The following is a 25,836-nucleotide window of genomic DNA, read 5'->3' on the forward strand; positions in this document are numbered from 1 at the left end:
TGGTGGTCGGGCGGATGCCGACGATCTCCAGCTCCTCGCCGACCTTGACGACGCCGCGCTCGACGCGGCCGGTCACCACCGTGCCACGGCCCGAGATCGAGAACACGTCCTCGATCGGCATCAGGAACGGCTTGTCGAGCGGACGAACCGGCGTCGGGATATAGGCATCGACCGCAGCCATCAGTTCGCGGATGGCGTCCTCGCCGATCTTCTTGTCGGAATCTTCAAGGGCGGCAAGCGCCGAACCCTTGACGATCGGAATGTCGTCGCCGGGGAACTCGTTCTTGGTCAAAAGCTCACGCACCTCGAGCTCGACCAGCTCGAGCAGCTCGGCGTCGTCGACCTGGTCGACCTTGTTCAAAAACACCACGATCGAGGGCACGCCGACCTGGCGGGCCAAAAGAATGTGCTCGCGGGTCTGCGGCATCGGGCCGTCGGCGGCCGACACCACCAGGATCGCGCCGTCCATCTGCGCCGCACCGGTGATCATGTTCTTCACATAGTCGGCGTGGCCGGGGCAGTCGACATGGGCATAGTGGCGGTTGGCGGTCTCGTATTCGACATGCGCCGTCGAAATGGTGATGCCGCGCGCCTTCTCTTCGGGCGCCGCATCGATCTGGTCATAGCGCTTGTATTCGCCAAAATACTTGGTGATCGCCGCCGTCAGCGACGTCTTGCCATGGTCGACGTGACCAATCGTGCCAATGTTCACATGAGGCTTAGTGCGCTCGAATTTACCTTTTGCCATAGTCTCTTTCCTTGGACGGCCTGGGGACGGCCTGGACCTTCAGTTCAGTCGAATGCGGGGCGATTAGCGACTAAGGCCGAAAAACACAAGTGCCTTGTCGCCGAGCGCGCTCGCCCGCCCGAACGCGTGATCCGGTTTCGGAGAATGTGGCGCGGATATAGGAACGAACAAGGGCAAATGGAATGGTTACGGCGGCGGCTGACGGCTTTGACGGATTTACAGCCGGATCTGGCCCATTGCCGCTTTGGCGCCGGTCTGATTTCGTGGGCCGATGCATTTCATCCCGACTGCCATACGAGGCCCGCTGTTCATGGTCGTTTCGACCGGGTCCTACATCGTCAACGACACGATGATGAAGCTCGCAACCGCGGGACTGCCGCCCTATGAGGTGCTGTTCCTGCGCGGCGCTGCGGCAACATTGTGGGGCATTCCGCTGCTGTTCATGCTGGGCTATGGCAAGCACATCCCGCTGATCCTCGACGCCAAGGTTTTGCGCAGGAACCTGCTCGAACTGGGTGCGATCCTTTGCTACGTGGTTGCGCTCGCCAACATGCAGATCGCCGATTCGACCGCGCTCGGACAGATCACGCCCTTGCTGATGCTGGTCGGCTCCTCGATGCTGTTTGGCGAACGGATCGGCGGGGTTCGCCTGGCGCTGATCGGGCTCGGCTTTGTCGGCGCGGTGATGGTGGCACAACCGACAATGCAGGGGATTTCGGTCTACGCCCTGCTGGCGCTAGGCAATGCAGCCCTGTCCGCAGCACGCGATCTGGCCGGGCGCAAGGTCGCCGGCGACGTGCCGGGAATGGTCGTCGCTATTTCGGCAGTGATTGTGGTACTCGCCGGCGCCGGCGTTGCGCATCTGGTTTCCGAGCAGTGGGTGGTGCCTGAAACCCGTCACCTGCTGCTGATGGGCGGCGCCGGACTGTTCCTGATCTTCGGCCACTTCTTCATTTTCATGGCCTATCGCGTCGGGCCGACCAGTGTGGTGGCGCCGTTCTACTATTGCTTTACCGTCTGGGCGGTGATTTCAGGCCTGGTGGTTTTCCGGCAGCTCCCGAATGCGCTGGCCATCTGCGGTATCCTGCTGGTGGTCGCCAGCGGGTTGACCATCGTCTCGCTCGACGAGCGCAAGCGCCGGCTAACCGTCGTCGCCTAGAGCTGGAAACGGCGTAGGGACAATCGCCTGAGTGGAGAAGCGTATGGCAAGCCCGGAGAACGGAAACAACCAGAATGCAAGCAACCGCATGCTCGCCGGAAAATGCCTGTGCGGCGCCGTTCAGTACGCGGTGGCGGACGCGTTCGTCTATGCCGCGAACTGCCACTGCTCGAACTGCCGGCGCACCACCGGTTCGGCCTTCAAGCCGTTCGCCGGCATCGAGCGGGACAGGCTGAGCCTGACGAGGGGCGAGGACAATCTCACGATCTTCGGCGACGAATCCGGCCATGATGCGCACTGCAAGACTTGCGGCTCGTTGCTCTATTCGGTGGTCCGCGACGGTGCCTTCGTGCATGTCGCCATGGGAAGCCTCGTCGACGAGCCAACCATCCGCCCGACGCAGCACATCTTCGTCGGCTCCAAGGCGAAGTGGTTCACGATCACCGACGATCTGCCGCAATACAGAGAACACGCGGTCGCCGAAGATGCCGGCGAATAGCTGACCGTTAGAAACGCTCAACCAAACTATCGTTTCGTTTTCGCGTCCGCCGCCAAGGAAACTATACTGTGCTCCGTCACTGACTTATGTCGCGGAGATTTCTGTGGCATTGCCGCCCGACTGGTTGCCCCATGTTGCGATGAAGCGCGTCGTTTGCCATTGGACGGCAGGCTCGCATTCGGCCGGCGATACCGATAGGGATGCGTATCACATACTGGTCGAGGGGAATGGCCGTTTGGTCAGGGGCCGGCCTTCGATCGCGCTCAATTCGGGTCGGGTAAAACCGGGATATGCCGCGCACACGCTCAACTGCAATGGCGGCTCGATCGGGGTTTCGCTCTGCTGCATGGCCGGGGCGGAGGAAAGGCCGTTCGATGCCGGCCGCTATCCGATGACCAGGGCACAGGGGAACGCGATGACCGCGGTTATCGCCGAACTCTGCAAATATTACCGCATCAAGGTCACGCCCAAAACGGTGCTGTCGCATGCCGAAGTCGAGAGCAATCTGGGCATCGAGCAGCGCGGAAAATGGGATTTCACCCGGCTGCCCTTCGATCCGACGATCAGCGGCGCAAGCGCCTGTGGCGAGCGGCTGCGTCGCGACATGACGGCGGCAATGGGCGAGATGCCCAATCTGCCGGTGAGGATTGGGCGCGATGCCGTGTGGCAGCGATTGCTGGAGGAACTATGGCCGATCATGGTGAGAGGGCTGGAAGCCGGCCTCAACACGCTGATCCGCCAGATCCTCAAAAGGATTAGATAGGCGCTCGGCATTCGGGTGAATGCCGGCGCAACTGCCGATCTGCCCGTTTCTAAAGAGCCCGCCTGCCGGTAAACTGGTGATAAGCCCACAGGACAACTATCGCGCCTATCACGGCCACTATCAGACTATAGATGTTCAGCCCCGTAACGCCCGACGCACCAAAGGCGCTGAAGATCAGTCCGCCGACGATAGCCCCGACAATCCCAAGCACGATATCGAGCACCAGGCCCTGCCCGCTTTTATTGACGATTTTGCTGCCTATGAAGCCGGCGATGACGCCGAGAATAATCCAGCTTAATATTGACATTTTCCTCTCCGTTCCCCGCACCCGATTACTTCCACATTATTAAGCAAAGCTCAAGCCAACTTGAAAATCATGATTACGGAAAGCTCAAACCGGCTTGAAATTCGCCATGAATGCGTCATTGTCGGAGACGGACGGGCAATTTGACATGGAGATCCACAATGGGACTGTTTGACAATGCCGTTCCCGGCGGCAACGTCGCCAAGCCGCTGATGATCGCGCTCGGCGCACTTTTGGTGGGAAAAATGCTGAGCAGTGGAAGTTCCGCCCAGCCGGAGGCAGCGCAGAGCCCTGCCCCCGTCCCGCCGGATACAACCGCATCCGCCGACGGCGGACTGCTTGGCGGTCTGGGCGGCCTGCTCGACAAACTGAAGGACGCCGGCCACGGCAACGTCGCCAATTCGTGGGTCGGCACCGGTCAGAACCAGCCGATCAACCCCAACGATCTGGGCAGCGCTCTCGGGCCGCAAATCATTCAGGAGATCGCGCAAAGGACGGGCCTGAATCAGCAGGAATTGCTCCAGCAATTGTCCGCGGCCTTGCCGGGACTTGTCGACCAGCTGACGCCGAACGGGCAAGTGCCGCAGCAGAACCAGCTCGCGTCCATATTCAGCAAATTCGCGAGCTGACGCCTGTCGCCCAACGCCGCCTGCGGTTCGGGACAACGATATGCGTAAAACACAGATTAAGATGCGCGTCCTTCTGGACGCGCATTGAACGCTCTGAACTATCGGCAAAGCGCTTCGCTTGGCGCCGCCTGCTTCGGGATCGTGCGCGAAGTGCGCCGTGGCCTGGGGAAATCTGGAGCGGGTAGCGGGAATCGAACCCGCATATTCAGCTTGGAAGGCTCCTAGAAATACAATGAAATCAATGCGCCGTGTCACGACACCTCGCGTGCCGTGTCAAGTTGTGGCATAGGGTCGGCCGCCATGTCACAACTCCTGATCCTTGCCGCCGCTCTCCTGACCGGCTGGCCTGTCGTGCTGGACGGCGACACGATCGTGCTCGACGGCACGCATATCCGCATCGCCAACATCGACGCGCCGGAGATCCATGATTTCCACTGCGACGCCGAATTGCGGCTCGGCTTGGTTGCCAAGCGCAGAATGACGGAGCTGCTGAACAGCGGCCCTGTCACGGTGCATCCGGGCGATCCCAAAAGCGGCCGCCTGAAGGATCGCTACGGCCGCACGCTGGCGACGATCGACGTCGACGGGCATGACGTTGGTGACATCCTGATCGGCGAAGGCCTGGCGCGGCCGTGGACCGGCAAGCGCCGCCCCTGGTGCGATTAGCTAGCGCCAATCGGCCTTGATGAGATAGCGCGTGTAGGCGCGCTCGACGCCAGCGACCGCTTCGTCCTTGTTCCCGACTGTTCCCCTCGCCCCGCCTTCAAAGCATGTCCAGAACCAGGTGCCGGCGCCAGGGCCCTGCACCGTCTTGAATATCCGCCCGATGGCATCCTGCTGAAACATCGCAGTGAAGTCGAAAGGCGGCGTCCGGCCACCGATCACCGTCCGTGACCAGTCAAGCCAGACGCGGGCACCTTGCCCATGCACGAATTTGAAGGCGTCGTCGCGCGCCTTGAAGGTCTGGAGCACCGTGCTGCCGTCGACGACATGGGAGCCGGAGGCCAGGCGCACCTTCAGCCGGTCCATCACCGTGCCATCCTCGCCGCGGCCGTGCCGGCGTTGCTCGGCATAGTGATGCCGACGGCGACGCGGCGGGAACCGCATTTCGGGCAGCGCAGCCGGCCGGACAGCATGGCCAGCGGAAAGTCCCGGCCGCGCGTCCACAGCATGGTGTAGACGTCCAGCTCGTAGCGGTTGCCGCACTCGCGGACGGTCTTCAGCCCCTCGCGATTGCCCCAAACGCAGCGCGCGGTCAGCCTCACGCCGTGGTTCCAGGCATCGCCCAACGTCTCGATTTCCATGAGAACGGAATAAGAACAAATTCCTGCTCCCGGTCAAGCCGTCTTGACGCCCGTCGGGTGCGCGCCAGTATCCTGACGATGGATGAGAACTACATCTATGGCGAGCGCACCGGCCTGCAGCTCGTTCGCATGGCCATCGAGCTGACCTGCCCGGCTGGCGTGCTGCCGAGCGAGGAAGCGGTCAACCAGCTCTATGGACCGCTGCCGGTGCATGAGGGCGAGGCGCTGGCAAAGGCGATCATTGAGACCGTCGAGCGACTGACCCGATAGGCTACGCCTCGTCACCGAAGCCCAGCAGTGAAGCGTGGCGTATATATTTGTGCTCGCCGCGAAGGTGCTTGATCCGCAGCTTCACGCCTGGCCCAACCCACTGCGTTGCCGGTCGCTTCTTGACGCCCTGCGGAGGCGGGCCGGCATGGTCCTTGACCCGCTTCCACAGGCGTTCCTTCATGTCGCGCCCCAGGCTGATGAAGGCCGAACCGACATATTGTCCGGTGCCAGGCTTCGCCAGCAAGGCGAATGCCGCCTTGCCCGGCTCGCGCTCGACGCCCATCAGTTCGTATTCCTGGACCGTGAAGCTCTTCGTCTTCAGCCAGTTCGACGTCGGACCGCTGCGATATGGGCTGTCGGCGCGCTTCGACACGATCCCCTCGATTCCGGCCTGGTCGACGAGGTAGAAGATCGCCTTTGGGTCACCTGGAAGCGCCTCGCTGAACTGTATCCTGCTGTCAGGCTTGATGATGCTGTAGAGCATTTCGCGGCGCGCTTTGCAGCCGATGTCGCGCAGATCGTGGCCGTTCAGATGCAGAATATCGAACGCGCCGAGGATCATCGCGTAGGGATCGCTGTGCACGGCCTTCTGCAGCGCGTCGAAGTCTGGCAGCCCGGCCTTGTTGGTGACCACCGCCTCACCCTCGAAGATCGCGTTCTCAACGTCGAGCTCGCGCGCCGCTTCGACGAGGCCGGTGAACTTGCTGGTCCAATCGGCGCCGGACTTGGTGAAGACCCGGATATCGTCGGCACTGTTGATGACGATCTGAGCGCGGTAGCCGTCGAGCTTGACCTCATGCATCCAGTGTTCGCCCTCGGGCGGCTTGGCGACCAGCTTGGGCTCCATCGGCGGAATGAACTCGAGGCGACCGGCACTTACAATTTTACGCACCCAGTCAATACTAGGTACAAAGCTTATATTAGCCAGAGTGAACGGAACGTGATTCTAGTTCAGCGCCGGCGGCCGGCCGGGCCGGAAACCCTTCAGCGCGGCGGCGATCCCCATCATCACCGACTGCTCGGGATAGTCGAGCATGCGCAGCGTGTCCGGCTCGTCGCTGACCACGCCGCGGATCGGCAGCACCTGGTAATCGCCGTCGAACGGCATGGCCTCGCCATTGGCGAGAAAATCGTATTCCGGGAAGCAGCCCTTCAGGAAAGCCTCGACCTCGCGCAAGGCGGCGTCTGATCGGGCGCCGGACGGGGCCAGGACGACGAAGCTGTCGACCGCGTCGCCGGCCGGCATGTCGGAAATATCGATGGCGAGATGCATGAGAACCCCTTTAGATGTTCTCATTCCGTTCATGGTCCGGCGGCGTTGTCAATCCCGGCCCAAGAACGCAAAGAAGCCCGCCGCACCTTTCGGCACGGCGGACGGATTACAAAGCTTGGAGGGGTACTCAGGCGGATTTCGTCTCGCCGAGATATTCCTCGGTGATTTCGAACGTGTTGGCCTTGCCGTGCTGGAAGTAGACCGGCTTTTCTTCGTTAGGGCCGATCTGAACGCTGTCTTCGACACCATCGACGGTGCGCTTGATTGTGGCGCGATAGTTGCCGCCCACATGGATTTTGACGGTGACTGTCATGGCCGTTCCTTTCGAGTTGCTTTTGGGTGTTTGCCCGGATCCGCCGGGCGCGGATTGCTAAGGCGCTTCCGGCGTCAGCGGCGTCAGCGTTGCCGGCGCCGGCACGATGTCGAAATAGACCGTCGGCGCCGTCACCACGATCGGGAAGGCCAGCTTCTGCAGGATGTTGCAGGTGTAGGTGAAGCGCGCCTCGTAATGCGCCCGGCCGAGCGCGGTCGCCAGCGGGATGGTGATCGAGCGTTGATAGGTCTCGCGGCCCTCCGGTGGATAGCCGTCGATCAGCGGCCGGCGGCCGACCGTATAGGTCGACGGCACATGCACGATGCCATCCGAATCGGTGACGTAGCGCTCGACTGTCGCGGCGCAGATGCGGTTCTGGATCACCGTGTACTGGACATCGAGCACGCCGCCCTGCGGCACCTGCGGTGTCAGCACGGTCGCCGTCTCGAAGACGATCGGCGGTTCGCGGTCGATAATGGTGATGACCAGCCATGCCAGCAGGATGGCGAAGGGCGATGCGATGATCGATGACAGCCAGTCGAAGGCGCGCGTTCTTTCCAGAACCGTCATTTGATCGACCTCAGATAGGGTGCCAGCAGCGCCCAGAGCTGGTTGAGCGCCACCAGCACGGCGGCAAGCCCAAGCACGAATTTGGGCGCCGAGCGCAGCGTCTTGTTGAAGATCACCGACCGGGTGACGATCCGGAAGCCCGCCTCCCATTTGTCGTCGGGGAGCTTCAGGAACTGGTCCAACCGGTCCATTTGCTTCCTGGATAGATGGCTGATCTGGATGATGCGCTCGCGCTCTTCCTCGTTCCAGCGCGCCACCATTTCGATGGTGCGCTTGTCGAGCTCCCGCCAGCGCTGCGGCAGCTCGCTTCGATCTGATTCGCCCATTCGCCCTGCCGCCCTATGCACTTCAAGAGGATCACGGTCGCCCGCCGCCCGGGTTAATTCTTCATTTCAGCGCCTTCGCGGTAGCATCGTAGTGACTGGCACACCGCCCGACTCTGGCGTTGGCCTTGTCGAGCTGCCGGCGTTCGGCTTTCAGGACGGAGCGAACCTCGTCGCCGACATTGACCGCCGCGTGCGGCTCCAGCGCCCGACAGTCGTCGGGCAGTGGCGGAAGCGTGACGCGAGCCTGCGCTATGCCCTTGCCGGCCGCCGCCTTCCTGAGCGCCGCGTCAGTGCTGCAGCCACTCAAGATCCCCGGAATCAATACCGCAACTGCGATCAGCAGCAGCAAGCTTGGCTTCGAAGTCCTTGCGGTCCTTGGCGAGTTGAGCGTCATCGGCGGCATCCTTTGCGCGAGCGTTCTTGAGGATTTCCTGATAGGAGGCGATCACGATCTCACCGGCATGGACCTGCCGCTGCACCTCGGCGAGCCTGGCTTCGGCGGCGATGGCGCGGTCCTCCTGGACATAGCCTTTGCGGGCGTCGGCGCGCTCCAGCGGAACGATTGTCACGTAGGCCAGCGCGATACCGGCGGCAGCGCCCGCGGCGAGCCGCAAGGCCCCACCGACGCCGCCAAGCAGCATGTAGAAGATAGCAGCCATTATTCGCCTCCCGAGGGTTTCTGCGGCACCACGACGATGGTTTGATCAGCTGGCGGTGGTGGCGTCGGCGCTTGCGGCGGATCGGAGTAAGGACGGGCTGTTCGTGTGGTCCAGATCGCCGCAATGTCCTGCGCGGTGGCAAAGCCGGTATAGCCGGTGACCAGCACCATCACGACCAATTGCCAGCCCCAAGCGATCGTCTCGTTCAAGCGCGTATCCTGCGCATCGACGAGAATGAAAAGCTGGTAGCAGGCCCACGCCAGCACGGCGTAGATGATGATCCGCCGCCATTTCCATGACGGCTCGCCTGGCGCGGCCATTCTCATGCCTCGTTCGTGGAAACGCGGCCGTCGCTGCTGATAACGGGCAGATTGAAGCGATCCGGATAGGGATAGACGCCCGGCCAGCGATAGCCCTTCACCCTGTCAGTCGAAAACGGCTTGATCGACACCATGTCGCCCTGGTTGCCGCCGAGCACCATGATGTGGCCGGACTGATCCTTGCCGACGACGAAGCCGACGTGACCAAGGCCGCTGCTCGGCGAGTTGCGCCAGAACACGACAACGGCGCCGACAGCCGGCTTGTCGAGCTTCACCGGAAGCTTCAGCCATGCTTGCGCGCTGGCGCCGCCGGCGACGGGCCTGATCCCTGTTTCGACCAGGACGCCGCCGACGAAGGCGCCACACCAGGGCGTTTCATCGTCCTTGAACGGCGCGCCCATGTTCTTCCACCACTGAAGCACATGGGGATTGTGCTGCGGGCCGTGAATTTCACGCTGCCCGAGATACTTCTTGGCAGTCGCAATCCATGCGGGATCAGACATGGCTAGTCCTTTCCGCCCTCACGGGCAGGTTTGTGCGGTTTCGGCTTTTAGATAAGAATTTGCAGTTGGCGTGGGTGCCAAACTTAGGAGGGAGGCAGATGGCCCGTCTGCCTATGGGCAAGCCTTATAAGTCGAGCCCGCCTGACCCGGCAGGCCACATACTAGTCCGCTGTCAACCAACGTCGCCGCTACGTCAGTGCCGTCAGGCAAAAAGCACTGGGCAACGACAGACTTACCGAACTTTGCCGGGATTTTGCCATCGCATGGGGTCCCCATGCCGACCGGCCGACAGTTCAGGTTTTTGCCCTGAAGGTCGCGTCTAGCCGACATTGTTGCCGTGGCGCGCGCAATCGGTTTTGATTCGACGCCGCAGAGGATCATTCGGGTATTGCCGACCCAGAGATCATCGATAGCCCGAACGGTGAAATAACCGCTGAACGGCCTAAGGACCTCCTCCGCCACTGGACGGTCGGGATATCTCTTCGTGCCAACTCCGCGAAGAAGTACGAAGAATGCGCACGCAAATGACAGGAGGCAGAATGTCAGAAGTGCCAACTTTTTGAGCGACAAAAACTCGCACCCCTAAGATCGAATACTGGTGCAAACGTAGCAGCCAGTCTCCGGCTTGGCTACTTCGCCTACCAGTGATAAACGGAAGTTGGCTAGGGGGCTATTTCAAATGTCGATCTACAAGGACTTGTGGGCGTGGACGTTCGCGCTGGCCATCGCTGGCTATCCGCTGATAGGAGTGGCTTCATCTCTCACTGGTGATGAGACTTTGAGTATCGCCTTCCGCGCGGCGGTCTTGTGCCTATCTCTCCTGTGCTTTTTCTTGGTCGATCAACGCAAAGGCTTCGGGTTCGGCAGTATCTGGCTGCTTGTCCTTGCCAGCTTCTACCTTCTAAAACTCTGGCTTGACGTTGAGTACGAGGTCGACGGCTCGGCGGATGCTATGCAGTTCGCGCTTGTTACAGGCGTCGTCCCGGCCATTCTCTTGGCGGCTTCCACGCCACGTTGGCTTGAGGCGAACACCTCATTGGCACTCTTCGTTGTCGGCGCTCTCTCTGTCGCCGCTATCCTATGGTTGGATTACAACGGCTCGGAAATGCTGCTGCTGGACAATAGCGGGCGAGTCTCTTTCGAGCGGCTAAACCCAATCTCAGTCGGTCACGCGGCGGTCACGACGCTCATTGCTTGCTATGCGCTGCTCCAGCACGTTGACCGAAAGTCCGCGCGGATGGTCATCTACACGGCAGCAGGCGGGGCATTCTTTACTCTGTATCTTTCTGGCGCTCGCGGTCCTTTGGTGGCGCTGGCTGCTTGCTGTGCCTTGTTCTACATCCTGCGGCCAAGGTTCTCGGTCATGCTCGGCTGCTTCGTTGTCGCAGGCGGGTGCGTCTTGTTCCTTGCGCTGACCGACATCACCCCGCTTCTAGAGAAATTCAATCTCATCGATTTGGGAGAAGACCGATCTTCAGAGGGTCGCCTAAGCGCCATCTCCATGTCATGGAACCTGTTCACAGAGCACCCATGGCTAGGCTACGGAACACAGCTTCCGTTCGTCGGATACCCTCATAATCTGTTCATGGAAGTTCTTCAGGCCATGGGCATTATCGGCATGGCCATTTTTGCCGTGGTGCTTTTCAGAATCTATCAAGCCACAAGCTTCATGGCGCACATGCGCCTGCCGCTGCTGCCCCTTCTTACAACTCAGTTTCTTGTCGGGGCTCAGTTCTCCGGCTCGATCTATGGCAACAGTTCGCTTTGGATAGTCACTTGCGTGATGATCTTCAGGTCCAATGCGATCAAGTCGGTTCAACAACGACGGAACTATGTTCCCAGTCCTAACGGGTTCCTCGTACCTCGCTCAGAAATCGCAAGGTAGCCTGCCACCACTCTGCCTTGTCGTCCCACTCGGCAGAGCGGTGTGGAGGGCCGGCATCCCGGATGGTCCCCCACAGGACAACCCCGTCAGCCATCCGTCGGCACGTGTCCAGTTCGGCGTACCAGTAGTCGCCGGGCAGAAACGCGAACGTCTTGAAAAACTGCGGCCAGAGAAAGCAGTAAACCGGCTTGCCTGCCGAAATTCGACGCGCCTCCCTCAGGTTGGCTTCGGCATAAACGATCCACGCATCCTTATCCCCGTAGAATGTGTAGAGCGACGGGTAGAGGTCATCAACATATGGAATGAGACCAGCGGCGATATCGGAGTTCGTTTTCCGCCACGCCGCCACACCAGCTTCGCCGTGGTGGCCGTTTGCCCTCCAGTAATCACGCACCGGCAATACGCTGTAGAGGCCAAGCCGAATATTCGGATCGGCCTTCCTGAAGGCGGTTAGCGTCTGCTGGTATTTGCCTATGGAGACAGCTTGGCCTTCGCCCTCGAGCGGCCAGCTTTCTATGTCGATGACAAGATGCTCGTTGGTTCTCGGCTGCCGTTTAGCCTCATCAATCTGGGCCGGGTTCGGGATGTCCGGACCCAGGATATGGGGGTCCACAATGGTCAAACGTTCCATGCCGAACTGTCGGAAGTCCTTCGGGCCGCCGTCGAAATTAAGGTGCTCGAAAACCTTGAACTCAGCAGCGTGGCCTTGCGAAACCCAGAGGAACGCAGCAACCAAACACGCCTTGGTGAAGTTCATCGCCGCTTCCACGCCCTGAATGCCTTTTGCTGATGTAAGGCAATTCAAGCGCCGCGGCAAATGAGCGGCTAGATAAACCCTGGCGGCCGTAGCCCATGAGCGCGCGGACCTGGATCTTGCCCTTGAGAAGCTTCTGCTCACCTAACAGCGTCAGTTACTATCCTAGCAGTTGGAAGGCACCATCCGCCCAAAGATTGCCAAAATTCCTCTGGCCGAAATCGATCAGATGCCCGCCGTTAAAATGCTGTGCCTGATTGAAGTCGTTGAAGCCCGAGTTGCGGTACATATCACGCACCGCAAGATGATACATCTGAGCAATTTCTATCGTCGCATCGACATAGGCAATTGCCGGTGCTGTTTGCTGTAAGGCAACTTCACCCGGACGCCAGCACATCGTCGTGAAATAGAGCTTATACAGCGGACGAGCTGTCAAGATCGTCTCAATCATGTAGCGCAGCGCACCCTTGAAGGTAGCACCTGTGAAATCTGCGTTCGTTCCGATGGGAACTTGTGGCCCTGTTCCGCTATAGTCGTTTAGCCCGAAAGCGATGTGCAGATAGTTTTGTGCGGCCCAATCAACCGCAGCTATCTTTGCAGCGACAGCAGGTGCTACGCCCCCAAGGGCGGCCGCAGCGGCAATCAATGCTGCAGTGCTGCCGCCAGCTATGATATCGGCGAGCTTGTAACCTGAAAACTCGTTGTAGTTCGCACCGTGTGCCCCCGCGCGAGTGCCGCCAAGGGCGCAATTTTGAGACAGCCAGCCAGTGCGTTCCGCCATGATTGCGACAGGTCCCGGTCCAGCATTTGCCCCTATATATGTTCCCTCTGCCGTGAAGCTATCGCCGATGCTGACTTGGTTCTTCGCTGCGAATGGCGAAACAGGAACAGCCGCGACCGCCGCCGCCAACCGATCAAACGGACCCTGGTTGTCAACGAACCGACCCGGCGCTTTCTGGATCGACCAGCCCAACAAATGTGCGTCTGCCGCAAAGGGTCCAGAAGGCACCGCCCGGAGCATGTGCGCCGTGCAGAAGTCGACACCGTTCTGATCGATCACGATCGGAAGCGAAATGTACTCCAGCCCGTTCACGGTCTTGGTAATCTGACCGGTTTGACCGACGCCGGATGACACTATCGTTTGATGCAGGAAGTTGATCGATTGCGGGCTGCCCGTCATGAAGGCGAAAACGGCCCACACTGTTTCGCCGACCGTAAGGCCGACCTCTGTTGCCGGCGTGAAGACCTGGTAGAGCGTCGCGCCGGCCGGGATTTTCACAGCCTTGGTTCTGAACGGCGATCCGGCAGGCCGATTGACCAGCACAGGAGGAAACCCTCCAGCCGTCGCACCGATCAAGGGGTTGCCCAAATAATCGATGGTCCGCCCGGCTGCGGCCAGCCTGAAAACCGGGTCGTAGTTCAGTTTCGCATGAGCGTCCGACGCCATCAGGGCCGTGGATGCCCTGGGGCCTTCCGTTCCCGAAAGTCTGGAGCGGGATTTTTGGGCGGACCACCCATAGATGCGCAGACCGTTGGCACCAACGCCGCCAGCTATCGAGAGCCGCGCCAGCAGGCTGGTCGCGAATGCAACATCATTTGCCGTTGGCGTGACGATCAGCCCAAGGCTCTTGTAGCCCAGCCCGCCTGCAACGGCCGGATTGAAATTGTTGCTTTCGTTGTGTGCCACCCCCGAAGATACAGCTATGCTGCTGATAATCTGGACACTCTGCGCCGCTTCTAGATCGAGAGTGACGAAGATCGGTTCGTTCACCTTCAGGCCTAGATCAGCCGCAGGTATGCGAACGTCCCATAGCGTAGTTCCAGGGCTCAATGAAACTGCCGGAAGGCCGAAAGGCGAGAGAGCCGGCGCCGGGACGAAGCTGGCCGTGCCGCCAGTCGGCACACCCATCAATGGGCCGGCCGCATCGCTGGTCATTCCCGCTCTAGCCAGCTTAAAGAACGGATCGATATTGAGCTTGTTCGGGCCGGCCAGATTGGAGATCGAAGCTGGCGGCACGTTCGACATATAGAGCGGCCGAACGTCACCCTTGGCGCAGGCGACCGCCAGCAATTCGGTTGTGTTGGTGGTGCTGAATGCCCGCGGCTCGATAGCAACCGTTCCTACGGGGATGGGGCCAGACGTAAACAGGTCTTTATAGCCAGCAGTGCCAGCCGAAAGCAGCGTGAGCGTTCCCGCAATCGCACCGCCAGCAGAGTTCAGAAAAACGATCTGCATGGTGTTGCCGGTGCCGGCGAAATTCGCGGCCATGGCAAACGAGAACACGTCGCCGACGACAGCGCCGATTTCCGCAAGCGATATGCGGCGATTGGCGATGATGCCCGCGGCGGTCATAAGCCCCGTCTTGCCGAAACCGGGGTAGGTGGACGGCTTGTTGATGACGCCGGTATAGGTGGAAACGTACAGGGAGCTGCTCAACCGCACCCACGGAAATTCGTCCAGTTGCTCGCCGAACGGATCGGGCCAGACGTTCAAACCGGGAGCCAGCCGAATGCCTGTGTCTGTGGCAACAGGGCCGGCGTCGACACGATAGAGAGCGAGACTTACCGCCGAAAGCGGCGATGGTGCCCAAAACTGTTCCCCAACATCAACATTGCGGGTCAAGATCGGCGTGGCAGCAGCACCGGCAAGCCCGGCCGAGGCCGCGAAGCTGAAGGCAGGCACGACAGTATAGGAGCCCGCCGCAGTGAGCACGATCGAAACCAGCGCACCGCCCGCCACCATAAAGCGGCCGGCTGCTCCGGATCCTGCGCCGCCGGTGAAGGCCAGGTCGAAAGTCCCATCGGTGCCGCCAGCGCCCGGCGTGATCGGGCCGAAGCTTCCGACGCCGAAGCCGATCGCGGCGGCAGTTGTTGCAAATGGTCCTTTGGCAAGTGCGGCGTCACGCGCCGACAGAGTGAGCGACAAGGCTGCATTGGTCGAAACAACATCGGCAGCGGTCTGGTCGGCCTTGCTCGAGGCCGTGGAAGCGCTGCCGGCCGCAGCCACACGGTCGGCGGCTGTGGCGATGCGATCGGCTGCGGTCTGGCCGGCATCGGTCCCGGTCGCCGCGCGATCCAGCGTGGTTTGCGTGCGATCGGCAGCGGTGGCGCCGCGATCGGCAGCGGTCTGGGCGGCGTCGGCCCCGGTCGCCGCGCGATCGAGGCCGGTCTGCGTGCGATCGGCGCCGGTTTGCGCACGATCGGCAGCGGTCTGGCCAGCATCCTGCGCAGCCGATGCTGCAGCGGCCTGCGCCAGCGTCACGCCGGTCTCCAGGTCCCCGAACTGTTCAGCGATCGTCTCGGCCTGCTCGGCCGCCTGGCGCGCCTGGTCGACCTGGGCAGCGCCCTGCTCCAGCAGCGTGCCCCAGAAATTTTCGCCGGTCGCGGCCCACGCGCCGGCCGTCTTCAGCCACTCGTCGCCATTGGCGCGGATAATGGCGCGGTCGCCGTCGCGGCCGAAATCGGCCGTCAGCTGCGCGGCATCGTCGACCGGCAGGAACGACTGGCCGGCCGGGCCGGAGACGACGACGACATTGGGGATTTCGAGGATCGCGTTATACGACATCGCGGGTCACCGTCTCCAGAACTGGCCAGATCACTTTGTCGAGCACGATGCTGCTGTCGTCGCCGTCGATGCGGGCGATATCGAACACGACGATGGTCGAGGCGACGAAAGGCTTGGTCGCATCCTCCGACAGGAAGAAGGCCAGTGTACGTGGCGCCTCCCGCTGGATCGTCAGATCAAGCGTGTCGGCTTCAAACAGCACCGGGCCAGGCACCGCGACACGGAACTGCGCCACCAGCCGGCCGCTGCCGATCTCTTCGGCATCCCACAGATCCTGCGGGAATTGCAGGCGCATTTGGAAATCGTAGCCGGGCCGGATCGGCTCGACATCGGGAAAGACATATTTGGCCATGGTTCAAAGCACCGCCGCCGCGACGAAGAAGGCGTCGACCTGGGCGCCGGTGAAATCCAGAGCGGCAAAGCCCGCCTGCATCGTCGGATCTGCGCGCACGAAGCTGCCGCTATTGTCATAGGCGATCTGCACGGCAGGCCCTTGCGCCGCGATCCAGTTCTCGACTTCGGTCAGCAGGCCGGCATTGAGCAGCTGCAGTTTGAACTGTCGTGCCGAAACCCGATCGGGAATGAGCGGCTCGATTGGCGGCGCGGTGAAGATTTGGCCGTCGAACAGGAAGCCAGGGCAGACCGCGTCATCGGCTTCGATAAAGCCTTCCGGTTCAGCACCCGTACGGTCGGACTGAATGACGATGCCGTTTTCGACGAGGACGAAATTGCTCATCTAGTCTCCCCAATATTTCAGGCGGGCATAGACCTCGATCGAGCCGAAGCCGAAGGCGAGGCCGAGGCCGTTGGCGTGTGTGTGTGAAGTGCGCCATTCCAGGCGATAGGCGTGGCCGCCGATGACCATCGCCCCGCCAACCGCGATGCAACCGGTATCCGGAGACGTGTTACCTCCAGCGCCCATACCGATGCCGACCTCGGCTCCGGCGGTCACGTCGAACAGGCGAACTTGCAGTTCGGTGCCATAGCCGACGACTTGCCATTCAACCTGGCCATCGTTCGCCGGCGTGAAGACGTTGCTGGCCAGCGCCATCAGATTGTAGGGATCGCGAACCTTGGTGTTCAGGATGTGCGTCACCCAGGCGCCATTGCCCGGCGCCGAAGAACCGCCGCTCACACCCGAGGCCTTCTGGTCCTCCAGCACGGCATCAGGCAGGCCGTTGCCGCCGCCATATTCCGGTGCGGTCGCCGCGGCATTCATGCGCAGCGTGCGCCGCGCCGCGCCCTTGGGCACTCGCGCCAGAACCTTCGGCCCTGTGGCATAAAGCAGGTCACCCGCCACCAGGCCGACCGGCATCGCCAGGAACAGCTTCTGTCCAGCGCCGGCGCCGACGACGATGACGTTGTCGTCGGTATCCCAGCGGATATCGCCTTCTGCCGTCGGCAGCGGGTTTGAGCCCTGCCGCAAAATGCTGCTGAGCGGAGCGCCGCTGGCCCTGAAAAAGCCGAGCATGCGCCAGTTGCCGGAGCCGAGCGACTGCATCCACGCGGTATCGCCGGCCTCGATCGCAAGATCGGCGCCGCCGAGCAGGATCATGCTGGTGGCGTTATGGGTCAGCGTCAGCGCTGCGGCGAAGGTCAGGCGGCGGATGGCGCCGGCCGGCGCCGAACCGAAGGAGGAGATCGCATCCGTGCCGATGATACGGACATTGATGCCGGTGGCGTCGCCGAGATCGGTGGTCGCCCCACTGGCCATGTCGGTCGACATGGCCGACAGATTGTCGGCGGCATCGATCAGGCTCGAAGCACCGGTGCCGCCATGGTCGATATCGATCAGCCCGTCATTGTTGGCGTCATAGATGGCCTTGGCCATCATGCCGTAGCCGCCGACATCGACGCCGGACAGGATGTCGGTGACCGCCGCCCCCAGATAGAGCTCCAGCACGGTCTTCAGCAGCGCCGGGTCGGCCGGGTCGAGGGTTGAAAGATTCACCCCGGAGGCGATCAGCACAACGCGCAGATTGGCGATGATGCGGTTCCAGTCGTCGGCGGTCAGCTTGGTCGAATCGCCATAGGACAGGCCGTTGCGCGCCCAGGAAAAGCCATCGACATGGGCGGTGCCCATGCCCGCCGGCGGCGTCAGTTTCTTGACGACATCGAGTATCCCAAACAGGTCGGGTGCGGCCATGTTTCACAATCCGTTGAAGGAGAAGGACCGGCCATCAGGCCGCAAGCCCGACCGGGCGTCGCGCCAAGTGGCGCGCCCCGCCGGAGGGCCAGCCGCCGGCAGGCGGCGGTGCGGCCCGCGAGGCAAAGCTAAGTTTTGATTATGTAGAGCACCGCTCGGTTGCGCGGCCGCGTTTCGGCATCGCCTGTCGTGACATTGACGATGTCGACATAGGGGTTGCCGCCGCCGCCCGGGTCCCAGCCGTCATTCACATTGCGCTCGCCGGTCTTGGCGACACGGGCAAAGCCGACCTCGGACGGGTTGGTCGATGGCGTCGCATTGCCGGCTTGCCGGAGCGTTCCCAGCGACCCGTCGCCATTGACGCGCGCGACATCGTCCGTCTGCGGACGCGCCGTGGCGTAATCCTGAAAGCTGCCGAAGACGCGTCCGGTGTCGATGCCGCGCCCGTCATCGAAGCCGCGCAGGAATTCGCCGCGGAAGTCGGGCACGTTGAAGGTGGAGACCGCATCGCCGACGCCCCAGCTGGTGCCGATTGCCGCGAACAGATCGGCATAGGTGGTGCGGCTGACCGCCTGGCCATTGCATTTCAGCCAGCCGGTCGGCGCTGTCGCAGCAGCAAACATCGAGACCGAGCCTGGCGGCACTTCTATCGACGGCGTGCTGCCCGAAACAATGTCGGCGATCAGCGCCTGCAGAGCCTGCCAGAGCTGCGTCTTGTCCGCGGGATCGGGTGTGAGGCCGGCTTCGACGATCACCTTCAGGATCTCGTCCTGCGGATCGTTGAAGACATCGGCCGGCGGGATCGCGCCGGTCAGGCCAGCCGCGCGGTTCTCGTTCCAGTATGGGATGCGCTCGCTCGATACGGGAGCATTGCGCGGATTGACGAACTTCATGTGGCACTCCTTCGTGATCGGGCGAAGCCCGCAAGGCCGACCGGCCGTCGCGCCTGATGGCGCGCCCTGCCGGAGCCGCAGGCCGCGAAGCGGCCGGTGCGCGGCGTGAGGTCAAACAGAGAAGACGATGGTGGTCCAGGCTGGCTTCAGCGCGTTGAACAGGCAGATCAGATCGTCAGGCAGGCCGAGCCGGCCGAGCGGCGTCTCGCCGGCACGGCCGTCGCCGGCGCGAAAGAATTCGACCGAAACGCCAGGCACGCTGACGATCCAGACATATTCGACGACCTCGCCGCCGGCGATTGCCTCAGGGCCGCCACAAGTCGACACACCGGCCCGGAACGGCGTCGGCTCCTCGATCGAGATGGCATAGCCGGCATCGGCCGCAAGCTTGATGAAATCGGCCGGCGTGATGGTGCCTCCGGAACGGATTTTCAGGAGCAGCGAGCGCATGCGCGCGTCGATCGTCTGGTCCGGCCCGAGGCAGGGATCGGGCAGCCCGTATTCGATTTCCCAGTCGTCCAGCGAAGTGACCAGCGTCACCGCCGTCGATTCCAGCACGACGCCGAACAGCGCCCGATAAGCGTCGGCAAAGGCCGAGCCGATCGCGCGCCAGAACCGCGACAGCACTGACAGAGGATCGAGCGCCTGGTTGTCGGGCGTCCCCCATGCCGCACCTTTCGGCAGCAGCGCCGTCAGAAAACCTTCTGCGGCCTCGTCCGAAGGATCAGACAGGACATCGCCCTGCGGCGGCGCACCGATGAACGGATCGTCCGGGGCGAAGTGGAAGAAGGCAAGCTCGTCCTCGCCCGGATAGCGCGGCCATCTATCGCTAGCAGGAATGGGCACAGCATCAGACATAGTTTACCGTGCCCAGCACCGGCATTTCGCCGCCTACATAGATGATGTCGCCGGACGGGTTGATCAGAAAGTGCCGGTCCTCGCCGACCGCAAGGCTGATCGCTTCGGAAATCCACGAGCGCGACAGTGTGAAGGGTGCCGAGGCGACGCCCGGCCGCGCGCGCCTGACCAGCATGGCGGCGATCGAGGCGGCGATCGCCGCACGCGTCTGCACAGTGTCGACGACAAGATTGGCGATGGTGATGTCGAGCGGCGACGGGATCGGCGCGGAAACCGACAGACCGGCACGGATCAATCGCCGCGCTTCCAGCGCATCCTGCACCAGGGCGATGTCGCCTGCCTCCGGAATGCCGTTGACGCGGCCTTCGAACAGAAACCAGACGCCGACCGTGCCGGGCGCGTCGGCGAAAGGAAAGGCCCAGGCCTGAGTGACGCCGGGCACGGCACGGGCAAACTGCTCGTAGTCCGAATAGGCGCCGCCCTGCGGCGGCCTGCGCTTGCGGTCGAGGATGCGCGCGCGGAGGCTGGCATCCGTCTCCGTGTCGGCACCACCGCCAATGCCGCCGCTGGCCACGGTCGCTTCCAGCTCGAGGTTCGGGAACTGCGTCGGGTCGGCGCGCTGCATCGTCTCGCCGGCAGCGATGTTGGTGGCGACGCCATAATCGTCGGACAGGATGGTCAGCGCGAGCTGCCCGGCCAGGTCGGAGCGCGCATCGGAAACCGAGCGATAGAGCCGGTTGCCGGCGATAAAGGCGATGCCGGCCGGATAAATGGTGTCGGCATAGCCATTGAGCGTCACGACGCCTTCGGCCCGCGCCATCGGCCGGCGATATATGCCGAGTTCGGCGCCGTGCCGTTCCAGATGCTGAACGCTCGCCGTGGTCGCGAAAATCTGATCGTAAAGCCAGGCGGCGCGCAGATGCATGTCGTGCATGCCCGCGGCGACGGTCTTGACGATCGCTGTCAGATTGTTCGGCCAGACCAGCGCATCGGTGCCCGGCAGGTAGCGCCGCAAGGTGCCGCGCAGCCGGGTCGAAATCTCAGTTGGCGAGAGGACGGTCCAGGCCACGCAATTGCTCCCACAGGACGCCGAAGCGGCGATCGAAGACGACCGCGCCATCGCGGTCCTTCAAGGTGATTTTCAAATCGATGCGCCGCTGCGCCGGGTCGGCCGTACCAGTCACATCGACCATCGAAACCGCGCCCTGATCGATCAGCGTCTGCAGGGCGGCACGGGCGTAGTCTTCGGCGCGCAACGCGGTCGCGTCGTTTGCCGTCGAGCGGCGCAGCAGCCAGAGTTTTGAGCCGATCACGGTTTCGCCGAGATCGGTGCGCAGGTCGAAACTGTCGCCCGGCCAGCCGCGGTTCTGCTCTTCGGGCGGCAGCTCGTCGGGCTCGACGCGCGCATCGGTCATCAGGCAGAGCAGCACCGCGGTGGCAAGTTCCGCCTTGGCGCGCAGGCCGCCGGCATTTGCCTTGTCGTCGCCGGCGATAGCCCAGTCGCCCGACGTGCCGTCCCAAAGGGTGTCGGGCGACAAAAGCGGTTCGCCGTCGCCGGTAAGTGGAACGATCCTGATCATCAGTGCGTGTGGTGCGGCGTGTTGCCGCCGGCGTCGATGATCGAGCCGGTGGCGGTGATGTTGCCGTCGACGTTAAGGTCGCCTTTCAGGTTCCATGTGCCGCCCGTGAGCGTGATGGTTCGCGAGCCGAAATCCATGGTCACGCCTCCGGCGAACAATTTGATGATGTTTCCCGACGCGTCGTAAAGCGCTGCGGCGCCGTCCGGCAGGTCGGGCCGATGCGAGGCGTGCTCTATGCCCATGAGCATCGCCTGCGTGCGGCGGCCGGGCATGACCATGGCCACGCCAATCGATCCCTTGGGCGGACGGCTGGCGGCGCCATGCGGCTGGACGTAGAGCAGATCCTTGAACGTTTCGCCGGCAAGACCGCGACCGGAGATCAGCAGTTGGCCATTGTCGAAGCGCGAGCTGTCGATCTCGAAACGCGTCAGGTGCGCGGAGGATTTCATTGCGCCGAATACTCCGCCTTCGGCTCCGGCGCCGACCAGCCCTTGCCAGACTTCGAACCGAACGAAGAGCCGCCGAGCGCGCGCGGATCGGTCAGCGTCAAGGTCGCCCGCGTGCCGTCACCATCGGCTTGCGTGTCCTGCGTCAGTTCCACCGATTTGATGACCATCATCTGGTCGAGATAGATGCGCGGATGCCGGACATAGACCAGAAAGTTCGGCGTCCAGATAGTGCCGCCGGCATCACGCCAGCCCGACACGGTGACGGTCGCGTTGACAGCAAGGCCGGCCGCCGCGCGCGCCTCCCATTCGACGGCATTCTTCATATGCTTCGTCGTCGCCTCGCCATCGAGAACGACGATCTTGGGGCGGCTGCGGCCGACCGAGGGGTCGGACGCCTTGGCCTCCGGCCGCATCGCCTGCGGTGTCGTGCCGCGCGATTGCTGGCCGCGCACGATCACCGGATCGAACCTGCCCTCGCCCGAAAATTCCGCTGCGGCCGAGATGATGTTGACGCCGGCCGCCAGGCCGCCGCGATGCGACCCCTCCGGCTTCTGGACGATGCGCAATTTGCCTTCCGGCGTGTCGTGGATGATCGCCGCCTCGGCGCGCGCCAGCGGCTCCAGCGTCGAATAAAGCGATTCACCCGGCTCGATCTGGTGCTTGGCGATGGTTTCGAACGACCCCTTCGCCTCGATGCCAATGCCGCAATTGTCGAAGGCCTCGCCGATGCCCTTGATGTCCTTGTTCTCGACCAGGCCGGTCTTGTGCAGGATCGAGGTCTCGACCGCGTCGACCGTCCGCGAAACCAGCGAGATGGTCGCGCGCCAGTCGTCCGATCCCTGGTCGGGCCGGAGGTCGCGGACATAGCCGGTCAGCAGCAGCGTGCCGTTCGCCGTCAGGGTCGCCTTGTCATCCGGCCAAGGCGGCGAGGCGCCTGGCGGTATGTGGCCGGTGACGACGGCGCTGCGCACAGCCTCTTCGGCCGAGATCGAGATCGAGACATCCTGCCAAGGCAGGAACAGCCCGCCTGCCTGGATGGCAATGGTCTCAAGCGGCAAGGCACGATCCTCTCAGGCTGCCCTGTGAGGGCAGCGTGTACACGTAGGCTAAGGCGCGATGGCCTCGAAGCTGATCGGCATGGCGGCAGGCGTGGCGACCCTGTTGCGCTGGACCAGCTCGCCGGCGCGGCCAGCATCGCCATAAAGCGCGTAGGCCAGCGCCGACGCCGGCAGCGATATTTCGGTCTGAACGCTGACCAGCGGCGCCCGATTGGCGGCAACGGCACTGAGGTCCGATGCCGCGGTCGCCGCGATATCCGACAGCCATTCGCTGACCGCAACGTCGAGACCTGTCGACAGGGCGTCAAGGACGGGATCGACGACCGGCGCAATGCGGTCACGGGCACGGCGCGCATCTTGGCGCGAAATATAATCGCCGGCGGCAAGCGCCTGGCAAAAGCCGGCGGCGAAGGCGGCGGCCGACACCAGGGCGAAAACATCGTTGCCGGAAGGTGCGGCCGCAATGGCAAAAGCTTCAGTGGCTTCGGTCGGGCTCGCCGCATCGGCAATGGCGCCGACCGTGGAGACGATCGCCGCGGCGATCGGCCCGGCCTGGGCGACCGGCTCCGACGACAGACGCGTAATCGTCGCAATCTGATCGGCAATGACGGGCCGCGTCTCGGCCGGCATCTCCGCCGCATCGGCTACCGAGGCCATCGCCACGGCGGCGGATGCGGCAGCGAGTGCCGAGGGTGCCGCCTGACCGGGCGCGACATCGCGCATGCGGAAAGCGGCGGCAGACGCGATCATGTCAATGGCGGCAGCGATCTTGCCGGCAATGGCAAAGGCGCCGGGCACCGCAGCGAAAGGCAGCGATGCCAGGCCAGCCGAAACGAAGTCAATTTCAAAGCCGACATAGCCGGCGCGTGCCCGCTCCCGCGACAGCGACCAGCGCGGCACCCGCACCAGCACAGGGCCGCCCATCGGCAACACCAGCGTCGCGGCGCCAGGCGTGTTGAGCGCAGCGGTGAAGTTGCGCGCGGCGGCATCGGCAATATCGCCGACGACATAGGCCGACAGGCTGAAGCGCCTGACATCGCCGCCCATGTCTTCGGTGACATGCAGGTCGGAATAGGCGATCGGCGAGATGGCGACACGCCGGCCGCCTTCGGCCGTCTCGTATTCGACGAAGAACGGCACGCCGCGGAATGACGCGGGCCGGAAGGCTTTCAGCCAGTCGCGCATCAACGTGGCCCCATCAGATGGCCGGCATTGGACTTGCCCGTGTCGGCGCGCACCGCCTTAAACGAGCCGATTGGTCGCGACAGGTCGGCGGCAGCACTGCGGGCAGCGCCGGCAAGCGCATTGGCGCCGGCGACGATTGCCGCTTCCAGCTTGCCCGCGACTGATGCCAGAGTGTCGGCACCTGACTTGATGCTGTCGCCGGCCTGCTTGCCGCCGTCAGCCACGGACGATGCCGTCTCGACGCCGGCACCCTTCAGGTCGGCGGCTGCGGCGTCCGTAGCTCGTTCCATCGCGCTGAAATCGATTTCGTTGCCGAAGTATCCGGCCGGCTTCTCGACCTGAACACTGTTGCGCATGGCGGCAGCGTGGCCGCGACCGTAGAGCCGGTATTGCTCCGCCACGCTCGGCGCTACCGGACGTGGTGTCGGAATCGGCGTGCGGCCCGGCTGGTCCTGACGGCGCGACGGCAATTCCGGGCTGGCGCTCATCGGCCCCTTGGCGGCGACCAGGCCTTCGGGCGAGCGCCATCCGCCCTTGAACGCGGTCAGCCCCTGGTCCTGGTTGTCGAAGCCGTTGCGCAGCCACCACATGCGCTTCTCCCACCAGCCCATGCCCTGCTTGTCGAGCTCGGCGTTGATGAACTGCGCCTTGTCCATGTTGGAGCTGACGAAGTCCATGGCGCCAGTGGCGGCGGGTGCAATACCCGATCCGATCGCGCGCACCATGCGCTCCCACGATGCGCCCATGCGGTCGATCTTCGACTGGTTGTCATCAAGGACGCGGCCGAGGTCGCGCATCGTCGCGCCGTCGACATTTTCGAGCGCCTTCTGGAAACCTTCCATGGCGTCGCGGCCCTGCAAAAGGGCGCGCATGCCCTGCTGGAACTGCGCATCGGTGAACAGTTGCGGGATCTTCGACAGATCGCCTTTGAGCGCCCGTTCGGTGAGTTCGATGAACACATCGATAAGGTCGCGGCCTTCCTTGCGTGCCTTGGCCATTTCCTTACGCAGATCGACGCCGAATTTCGAAAAACTCTTCGCCGTCTCGTTCGATTCCATCTTCTGCAAGACGTTCTGCAAATTGGTGGCGGCCGAACTCGCGTCACCGGTCTGCAGCCGAACGGTCTGCAGCATGGAGGCGAGCTTGCCCAAGCCCTTCTCACCCTCATAGCCGAGCGAAGCCATGGCCGGCGCCAGCGACGGCAGGTACTGGGCCATGTCCTTCAGCTCGAACTTGCCCTGCTTGCCCGACGTCACAAGGATGTCGAAGGCGCGCTGCATGTTATTGCCGGCGAAGTGGAAAGAGTTGCCGATCGCGTCGGCCGTAGTGGCTATGTCGGCGATTTCAGCACCGGCCGCCTGCGCCGTGGCGGCGACGGAGGGCAGGAACGAAAGCGCATCGTCGAGGCTGCGGCCAGACGCGACAAGCGATTCGAGACCGTCCGTGATGCTGTCCTGCGTCATCGAATAGTCGAGCGCAGCACGATCGACCGTGCGGAACATCTCGCCAAGCTTGTCCTTGCCGGCATCGGCGTTGATGGCGATTCGGTTCAGCCGCCGTTCGGCGCCGGCGAAGTTCGTCACCATTTGCCCGGCGCCGCGTACCAGGCCATAGGCGACGAGCCCGCGGACGGCATTTGCCGCCAGCATGCTGTTGCGCGCCATCAATCCTTGCGTGCGGTTGAACGCCAGAGCCTTCTGATTGACCTGGTTGAGCTTGCTGGACAGCTGGCCGAAGGCACCCATCGGGCCGAGCTTCGCCGACAGGCGCAATATGGCCTCGATCGTGCGGTTGCTCATGTCTTCGACCTACGCTTCAGGAAT

33 protein-coding genes are annotated in these 25,836 nt (G+C 62.9%); 7 read left to right on the plus strand and 26 right to left on the minus strand.

The window, feature by feature from the left end; genetic code table 11:
• Nucleotides 1-748: elongation factor Tu (locus tag NKJ35_RS24100; RefSeq protein ID WP_352649818.1), on the minus strand; the 748-nt coding region annotated here is incomplete at its 3' end.
• Between the two features lie 271 nt (nucleotides 749-1,019).
• On the opposite strand from NKJ35_RS24100, the gene NKJ35_RS24105 reads away from it, so the two are divergent.
• From NKJ35_RS24105 to NKJ35_RS24115, 3 genes are all read left to right on the plus strand, one after another.
• Nucleotides 1,020-1,907 carry a DMT family transporter gene (locus NKJ35_RS24105; protein WP_352649819.1) on the plus strand — a complete coding sequence of 296 codons (888 nt, stop codon included), beginning with the start codon at nucleotides 1,020-1,022 and terminating at the stop codon, nucleotides 1,905-1,907.
• A 43-nt stretch (nucleotides 1,908-1,950) separates the two neighbouring features.
• Nucleotides 1,951-2,406, plus strand: coding sequence for a GFA family protein (locus NKJ35_RS24110; protein WP_352649820.1), 456 nt, complete (start codon nucleotides 1,951-1,953; stop codon nucleotides 2,404-2,406).
• Between the two features lie 103 nt (nucleotides 2,407-2,509).
• Nucleotides 2,510-3,169 (plus strand): N-acetylmuramoyl-L-alanine amidase, encoded by a 660-nt coding sequence (locus tag NKJ35_RS24115; protein ID WP_352649821.1) that lies wholly within the window; start codon nucleotides 2,510-2,512, stop codon nucleotides 3,167-3,169.
• Between the two features lie 49 nt (nucleotides 3,170-3,218).
• Here NKJ35_RS24115 and NKJ35_RS24120 read toward each other — a convergent pair whose 3' ends face one another.
• Nucleotides 3,219-3,476 (minus strand): GlsB/YeaQ/YmgE family stress response membrane protein, encoded by a 258-nt coding sequence (locus tag NKJ35_RS24120; protein WP_254817133.1) that lies wholly within the window; start codon nucleotides 3,474-3,476, stop codon nucleotides 3,219-3,221.
• A gap of 158 nt (nucleotides 3,477-3,634) precedes the next feature.
• On the opposite strand from NKJ35_RS24120, the gene NKJ35_RS24125 reads away from it, so the two are divergent.
• Together NKJ35_RS24125 and NKJ35_RS24130 are read left to right on the plus strand one after the other, a co-directional pair.
• On the plus strand, nucleotides 3,635-4,102 hold the full coding sequence (locus NKJ35_RS24125; protein ID WP_254817132.1) for a YidB family protein: 468 nt from the start codon (nucleotides 3,635-3,637) through the stop codon (nucleotides 4,100-4,102).
• A gap of 300 nt (nucleotides 4,103-4,402) precedes the next feature.
• Nucleotides 4,403-4,768, plus strand: a complete 366-nt coding sequence (locus NKJ35_RS24130) for a thermonuclease family protein (RefSeq protein WP_352649822.1) — start codon at nucleotides 4,403-4,405, stop codon at nucleotides 4,766-4,768.
• On the opposite strand, the gene NKJ35_RS24135 is transcribed toward NKJ35_RS24130, so the two are convergent.
• Entirely contained in the window at nucleotides 4,769-5,131 is a 363-nt protein-coding gene (locus NKJ35_RS24135) for a hypothetical protein (RefSeq protein ID WP_352649823.1), read from the minus strand. It lies immediately after the preceding gene.
• On the minus strand, nucleotides 5,131-5,367 hold the full coding sequence (locus NKJ35_RS24140; RefSeq protein ID WP_352649824.1) for a hypothetical protein: 237 nt from the start codon (nucleotides 5,365-5,367) through the stop codon (nucleotides 5,131-5,133). Before NKJ35_RS24140 ends, NKJ35_RS24135 begins: the two co-directional genes overlap by 1 nt.
• 96 nt (nucleotides 5,368-5,463) lie before the next feature.
• Here NKJ35_RS24140 and NKJ35_RS24145 point away from each other — a divergent pair, with 96 nt between their 5' ends.
• Nucleotides 5,464-5,676, plus strand: coding sequence for a hypothetical protein (locus NKJ35_RS24145; RefSeq protein WP_502904671.1), 213 nt, complete (start codon nucleotides 5,464-5,466; stop codon nucleotides 5,674-5,676).
• A 1-nt stretch (nucleotide 5,677) separates the two neighbouring features.
• Here the strand turns inward: NKJ35_RS24145 and NKJ35_RS24150 are convergent, their stop codons facing one another.
• The 9 genes from NKJ35_RS24150 to NKJ35_RS24190 all read right to left on the minus strand — a co-directional run bounded on the left by NKJ35_RS24150 (nucleotide 5,678) and on the right by NKJ35_RS24190 (nucleotide 9,640).
• Entirely contained in the window at nucleotides 5,678-6,523 is an 846-nt protein-coding gene (locus NKJ35_RS24150) for an ATP-dependent DNA ligase (RefSeq protein ID WP_352649825.1), read from the minus strand.
• Nucleotides 6,524-6,622: 99 nt separating this feature from the next.
• A complete protein-coding gene (locus NKJ35_RS24155) occupies nucleotides 6,623-6,949 on the minus strand; it encodes a hypothetical protein (RefSeq protein WP_352649826.1) in 327 nt (108 codons plus the stop codon).
• A 127-nt stretch (nucleotides 6,950-7,076) separates the two neighbouring features.
• A complete protein-coding gene (locus NKJ35_RS24160; RefSeq protein ID WP_352649827.1) occupies nucleotides 7,077-7,262 on the minus strand; it encodes a hypothetical protein in 186 nt (61 codons plus the stop codon).
• 57 nt (nucleotides 7,263-7,319) lie between these two features.
• Complete coding sequence (locus NKJ35_RS24165) at nucleotides 7,320-7,832, minus strand: hypothetical protein (RefSeq protein ID WP_352649828.1); 513 nt, start codon at nucleotides 7,830-7,832, stop codon at nucleotides 7,320-7,322.
• Nucleotides 7,829-8,158 (minus strand): hypothetical protein, encoded by a 330-nt coding sequence (locus NKJ35_RS24170; protein WP_352649829.1) that lies wholly within the window; start codon nucleotides 8,156-8,158, stop codon nucleotides 7,829-7,831. Before NKJ35_RS24170 ends, NKJ35_RS24165 begins: the two co-directional genes overlap by 4 nt.
• A 61-nt stretch (nucleotides 8,159-8,219) precedes the next feature.
• Nucleotides 8,220-8,465 (minus strand): hypothetical protein, encoded by a 246-nt coding sequence (locus tag NKJ35_RS24175; RefSeq protein ID WP_352649830.1) that lies wholly within the window; start codon nucleotides 8,463-8,465, stop codon nucleotides 8,220-8,222.
• On the minus strand, nucleotides 8,446-8,817 hold the full coding sequence (locus NKJ35_RS24180; protein ID WP_352649831.1) for a hypothetical protein: 372 nt from the start codon (nucleotides 8,815-8,817) through the stop codon (nucleotides 8,446-8,448). Before NKJ35_RS24180 ends, NKJ35_RS24175 begins: the two co-directional genes overlap by 20 nt.
• The gene (locus NKJ35_RS24185; RefSeq protein WP_352649832.1) at nucleotides 8,817-9,143 is read right to left on the minus strand and encodes a hypothetical protein; all 327 of its coding nucleotides are present in this window, start codon (nucleotides 9,141-9,143) and stop codon (nucleotides 8,817-8,819) included. The genes NKJ35_RS24180 and NKJ35_RS24185 overlap by 1 nt, the downstream gene beginning before the upstream one ends.
• Nucleotides 9,140-9,640 carry a TIGR02594 family protein gene (locus NKJ35_RS24190; protein ID WP_352649833.1) on the minus strand — a complete coding sequence of 167 codons (501 nt, stop codon included), beginning with the start codon at nucleotides 9,638-9,640 and terminating at the stop codon, nucleotides 9,140-9,142. The genes NKJ35_RS24185 and NKJ35_RS24190 overlap by 4 nt, the downstream gene beginning before the upstream one ends.
• Nucleotides 9,641-10,319: 679 nt before the next feature.
• On the opposite strand from NKJ35_RS24190, the gene NKJ35_RS24195 reads away from it, so the two are divergent.
• A complete protein-coding gene (locus NKJ35_RS24195) occupies nucleotides 10,320-11,525 on the plus strand; it encodes an O-antigen ligase family protein (RefSeq protein WP_352649834.1) in 1,206 nt (401 codons plus the stop codon).
• Here the strand turns inward: NKJ35_RS24195 and NKJ35_RS24200 are convergent.
• The 13 genes from NKJ35_RS24200 to NKJ35_RS24260 form a co-directional block, all read right to left on the minus strand.
• Nucleotides 11,485-12,282 carry a hypothetical protein gene (locus tag NKJ35_RS24200; protein WP_352649835.1) on the minus strand — a complete coding sequence of 266 codons (798 nt, stop codon included), beginning with the start codon at nucleotides 12,280-12,282 and terminating at the stop codon, nucleotides 11,485-11,487. The genes NKJ35_RS24195 and NKJ35_RS24200 overlap by 41 nt on opposite strands.
• Before the next feature lie 157 nt (nucleotides 12,283-12,439).
• A complete protein-coding gene (locus NKJ35_RS24205) occupies nucleotides 12,440-15,541 on the minus strand; it encodes a hypothetical protein (protein ID WP_352649836.1) in 3,102 nt (1,033 codons plus the stop codon).
• A 292-nt stretch (nucleotides 15,542-15,833) separates the two neighbouring features.
• The gene (locus tag NKJ35_RS24210; protein ID WP_352649837.1) at nucleotides 15,834-16,196 is read right to left on the minus strand and encodes a hypothetical protein; all 363 of its coding nucleotides are present in this window, start codon (nucleotides 16,194-16,196) and stop codon (nucleotides 15,834-15,836) included.
• A 3-nt stretch (nucleotides 16,197-16,199) separates the two neighbouring features.
• On the minus strand, nucleotides 16,200-16,580 hold the full coding sequence (locus NKJ35_RS24215; RefSeq protein ID WP_352649838.1) for a hypothetical protein: 381 nt from the start codon (nucleotides 16,578-16,580) through the stop codon (nucleotides 16,200-16,202).
• Entirely contained in the window at nucleotides 16,581-17,990 is a 1,410-nt protein-coding gene (locus NKJ35_RS24220; RefSeq protein ID WP_352649839.1) for a hypothetical protein, read from the minus strand. It abuts the gene before it with no gap.
• A gap of 128 nt (nucleotides 17,991-18,118) precedes the next feature.
• Nucleotides 18,119-18,883 (minus strand): phage tail protein, encoded by a 765-nt coding sequence (locus NKJ35_RS24225; RefSeq protein ID WP_352649840.1) that lies wholly within the window; start codon nucleotides 18,881-18,883, stop codon nucleotides 18,119-18,121.
• Nucleotides 18,884-18,994: 111 nt separating this feature from the next.
• Nucleotides 18,995-19,741, minus strand: coding sequence for a putative phage tail protein (locus NKJ35_RS24230; protein WP_352649841.1), 747 nt, complete (start codon nucleotides 19,739-19,741; stop codon nucleotides 18,995-18,997).
• Nucleotides 19,734-20,810 (minus strand): baseplate J/gp47 family protein, encoded by a 1,077-nt coding sequence (locus NKJ35_RS24235; protein ID WP_352649843.1) that lies wholly within the window; start codon nucleotides 20,808-20,810, stop codon nucleotides 19,734-19,736. Before NKJ35_RS24235 ends, NKJ35_RS24230 begins: the two co-directional genes overlap by 8 nt.
• Complete coding sequence (locus tag NKJ35_RS24240; protein ID WP_352649844.1) at nucleotides 20,782-21,321, minus strand: phage GP46 family protein; 540 nt, start codon at nucleotides 21,319-21,321, stop codon at nucleotides 20,782-20,784. The genes NKJ35_RS24235 and NKJ35_RS24240 overlap by 29 nt, the downstream gene beginning before the upstream one ends.
• Nucleotides 21,321-21,770, minus strand: a complete 450-nt coding sequence (locus tag NKJ35_RS24245; protein WP_352649845.1) for a phage baseplate assembly protein domain-containing protein — start codon at nucleotides 21,768-21,770, stop codon at nucleotides 21,321-21,323. Before NKJ35_RS24245 ends, NKJ35_RS24240 begins: the two co-directional genes overlap by 1 nt.
• Nucleotides 21,767-22,828 (minus strand): phage baseplate assembly protein, encoded by a 1,062-nt coding sequence (locus NKJ35_RS24250; RefSeq protein ID WP_352649846.1) that lies wholly within the window; start codon nucleotides 22,826-22,828, stop codon nucleotides 21,767-21,769. Before NKJ35_RS24250 ends, NKJ35_RS24245 begins: the two co-directional genes overlap by 4 nt.
• Nucleotides 22,829-22,876: 48 nt before the next feature.
• Complete coding sequence (locus tag NKJ35_RS24255) at nucleotides 22,877-24,013, minus strand: DNA circularization N-terminal domain-containing protein (RefSeq protein WP_352649847.1); 1,137 nt, start codon at nucleotides 24,011-24,013, stop codon at nucleotides 22,877-22,879.
• Nucleotides 24,013-25,812, minus strand: a complete 1,800-nt coding sequence (locus tag NKJ35_RS24260; protein ID WP_352649848.1) for a phage tail tape measure protein — start codon at nucleotides 25,810-25,812, stop codon at nucleotides 24,013-24,015. Before NKJ35_RS24260 ends, NKJ35_RS24255 begins: the two co-directional genes overlap by 1 nt.
• Between the last annotated feature and the right edge of the window lie 24 nt (nucleotides 25,813-25,836).

Source organism: Mesorhizobium sp. M0136 (genome assembly GCF_040322515.1).
Classification (GTDB): Bacteria; Pseudomonadota; Alphaproteobacteria; order Rhizobiales; family Rhizobiaceae; genus Mesorhizobium.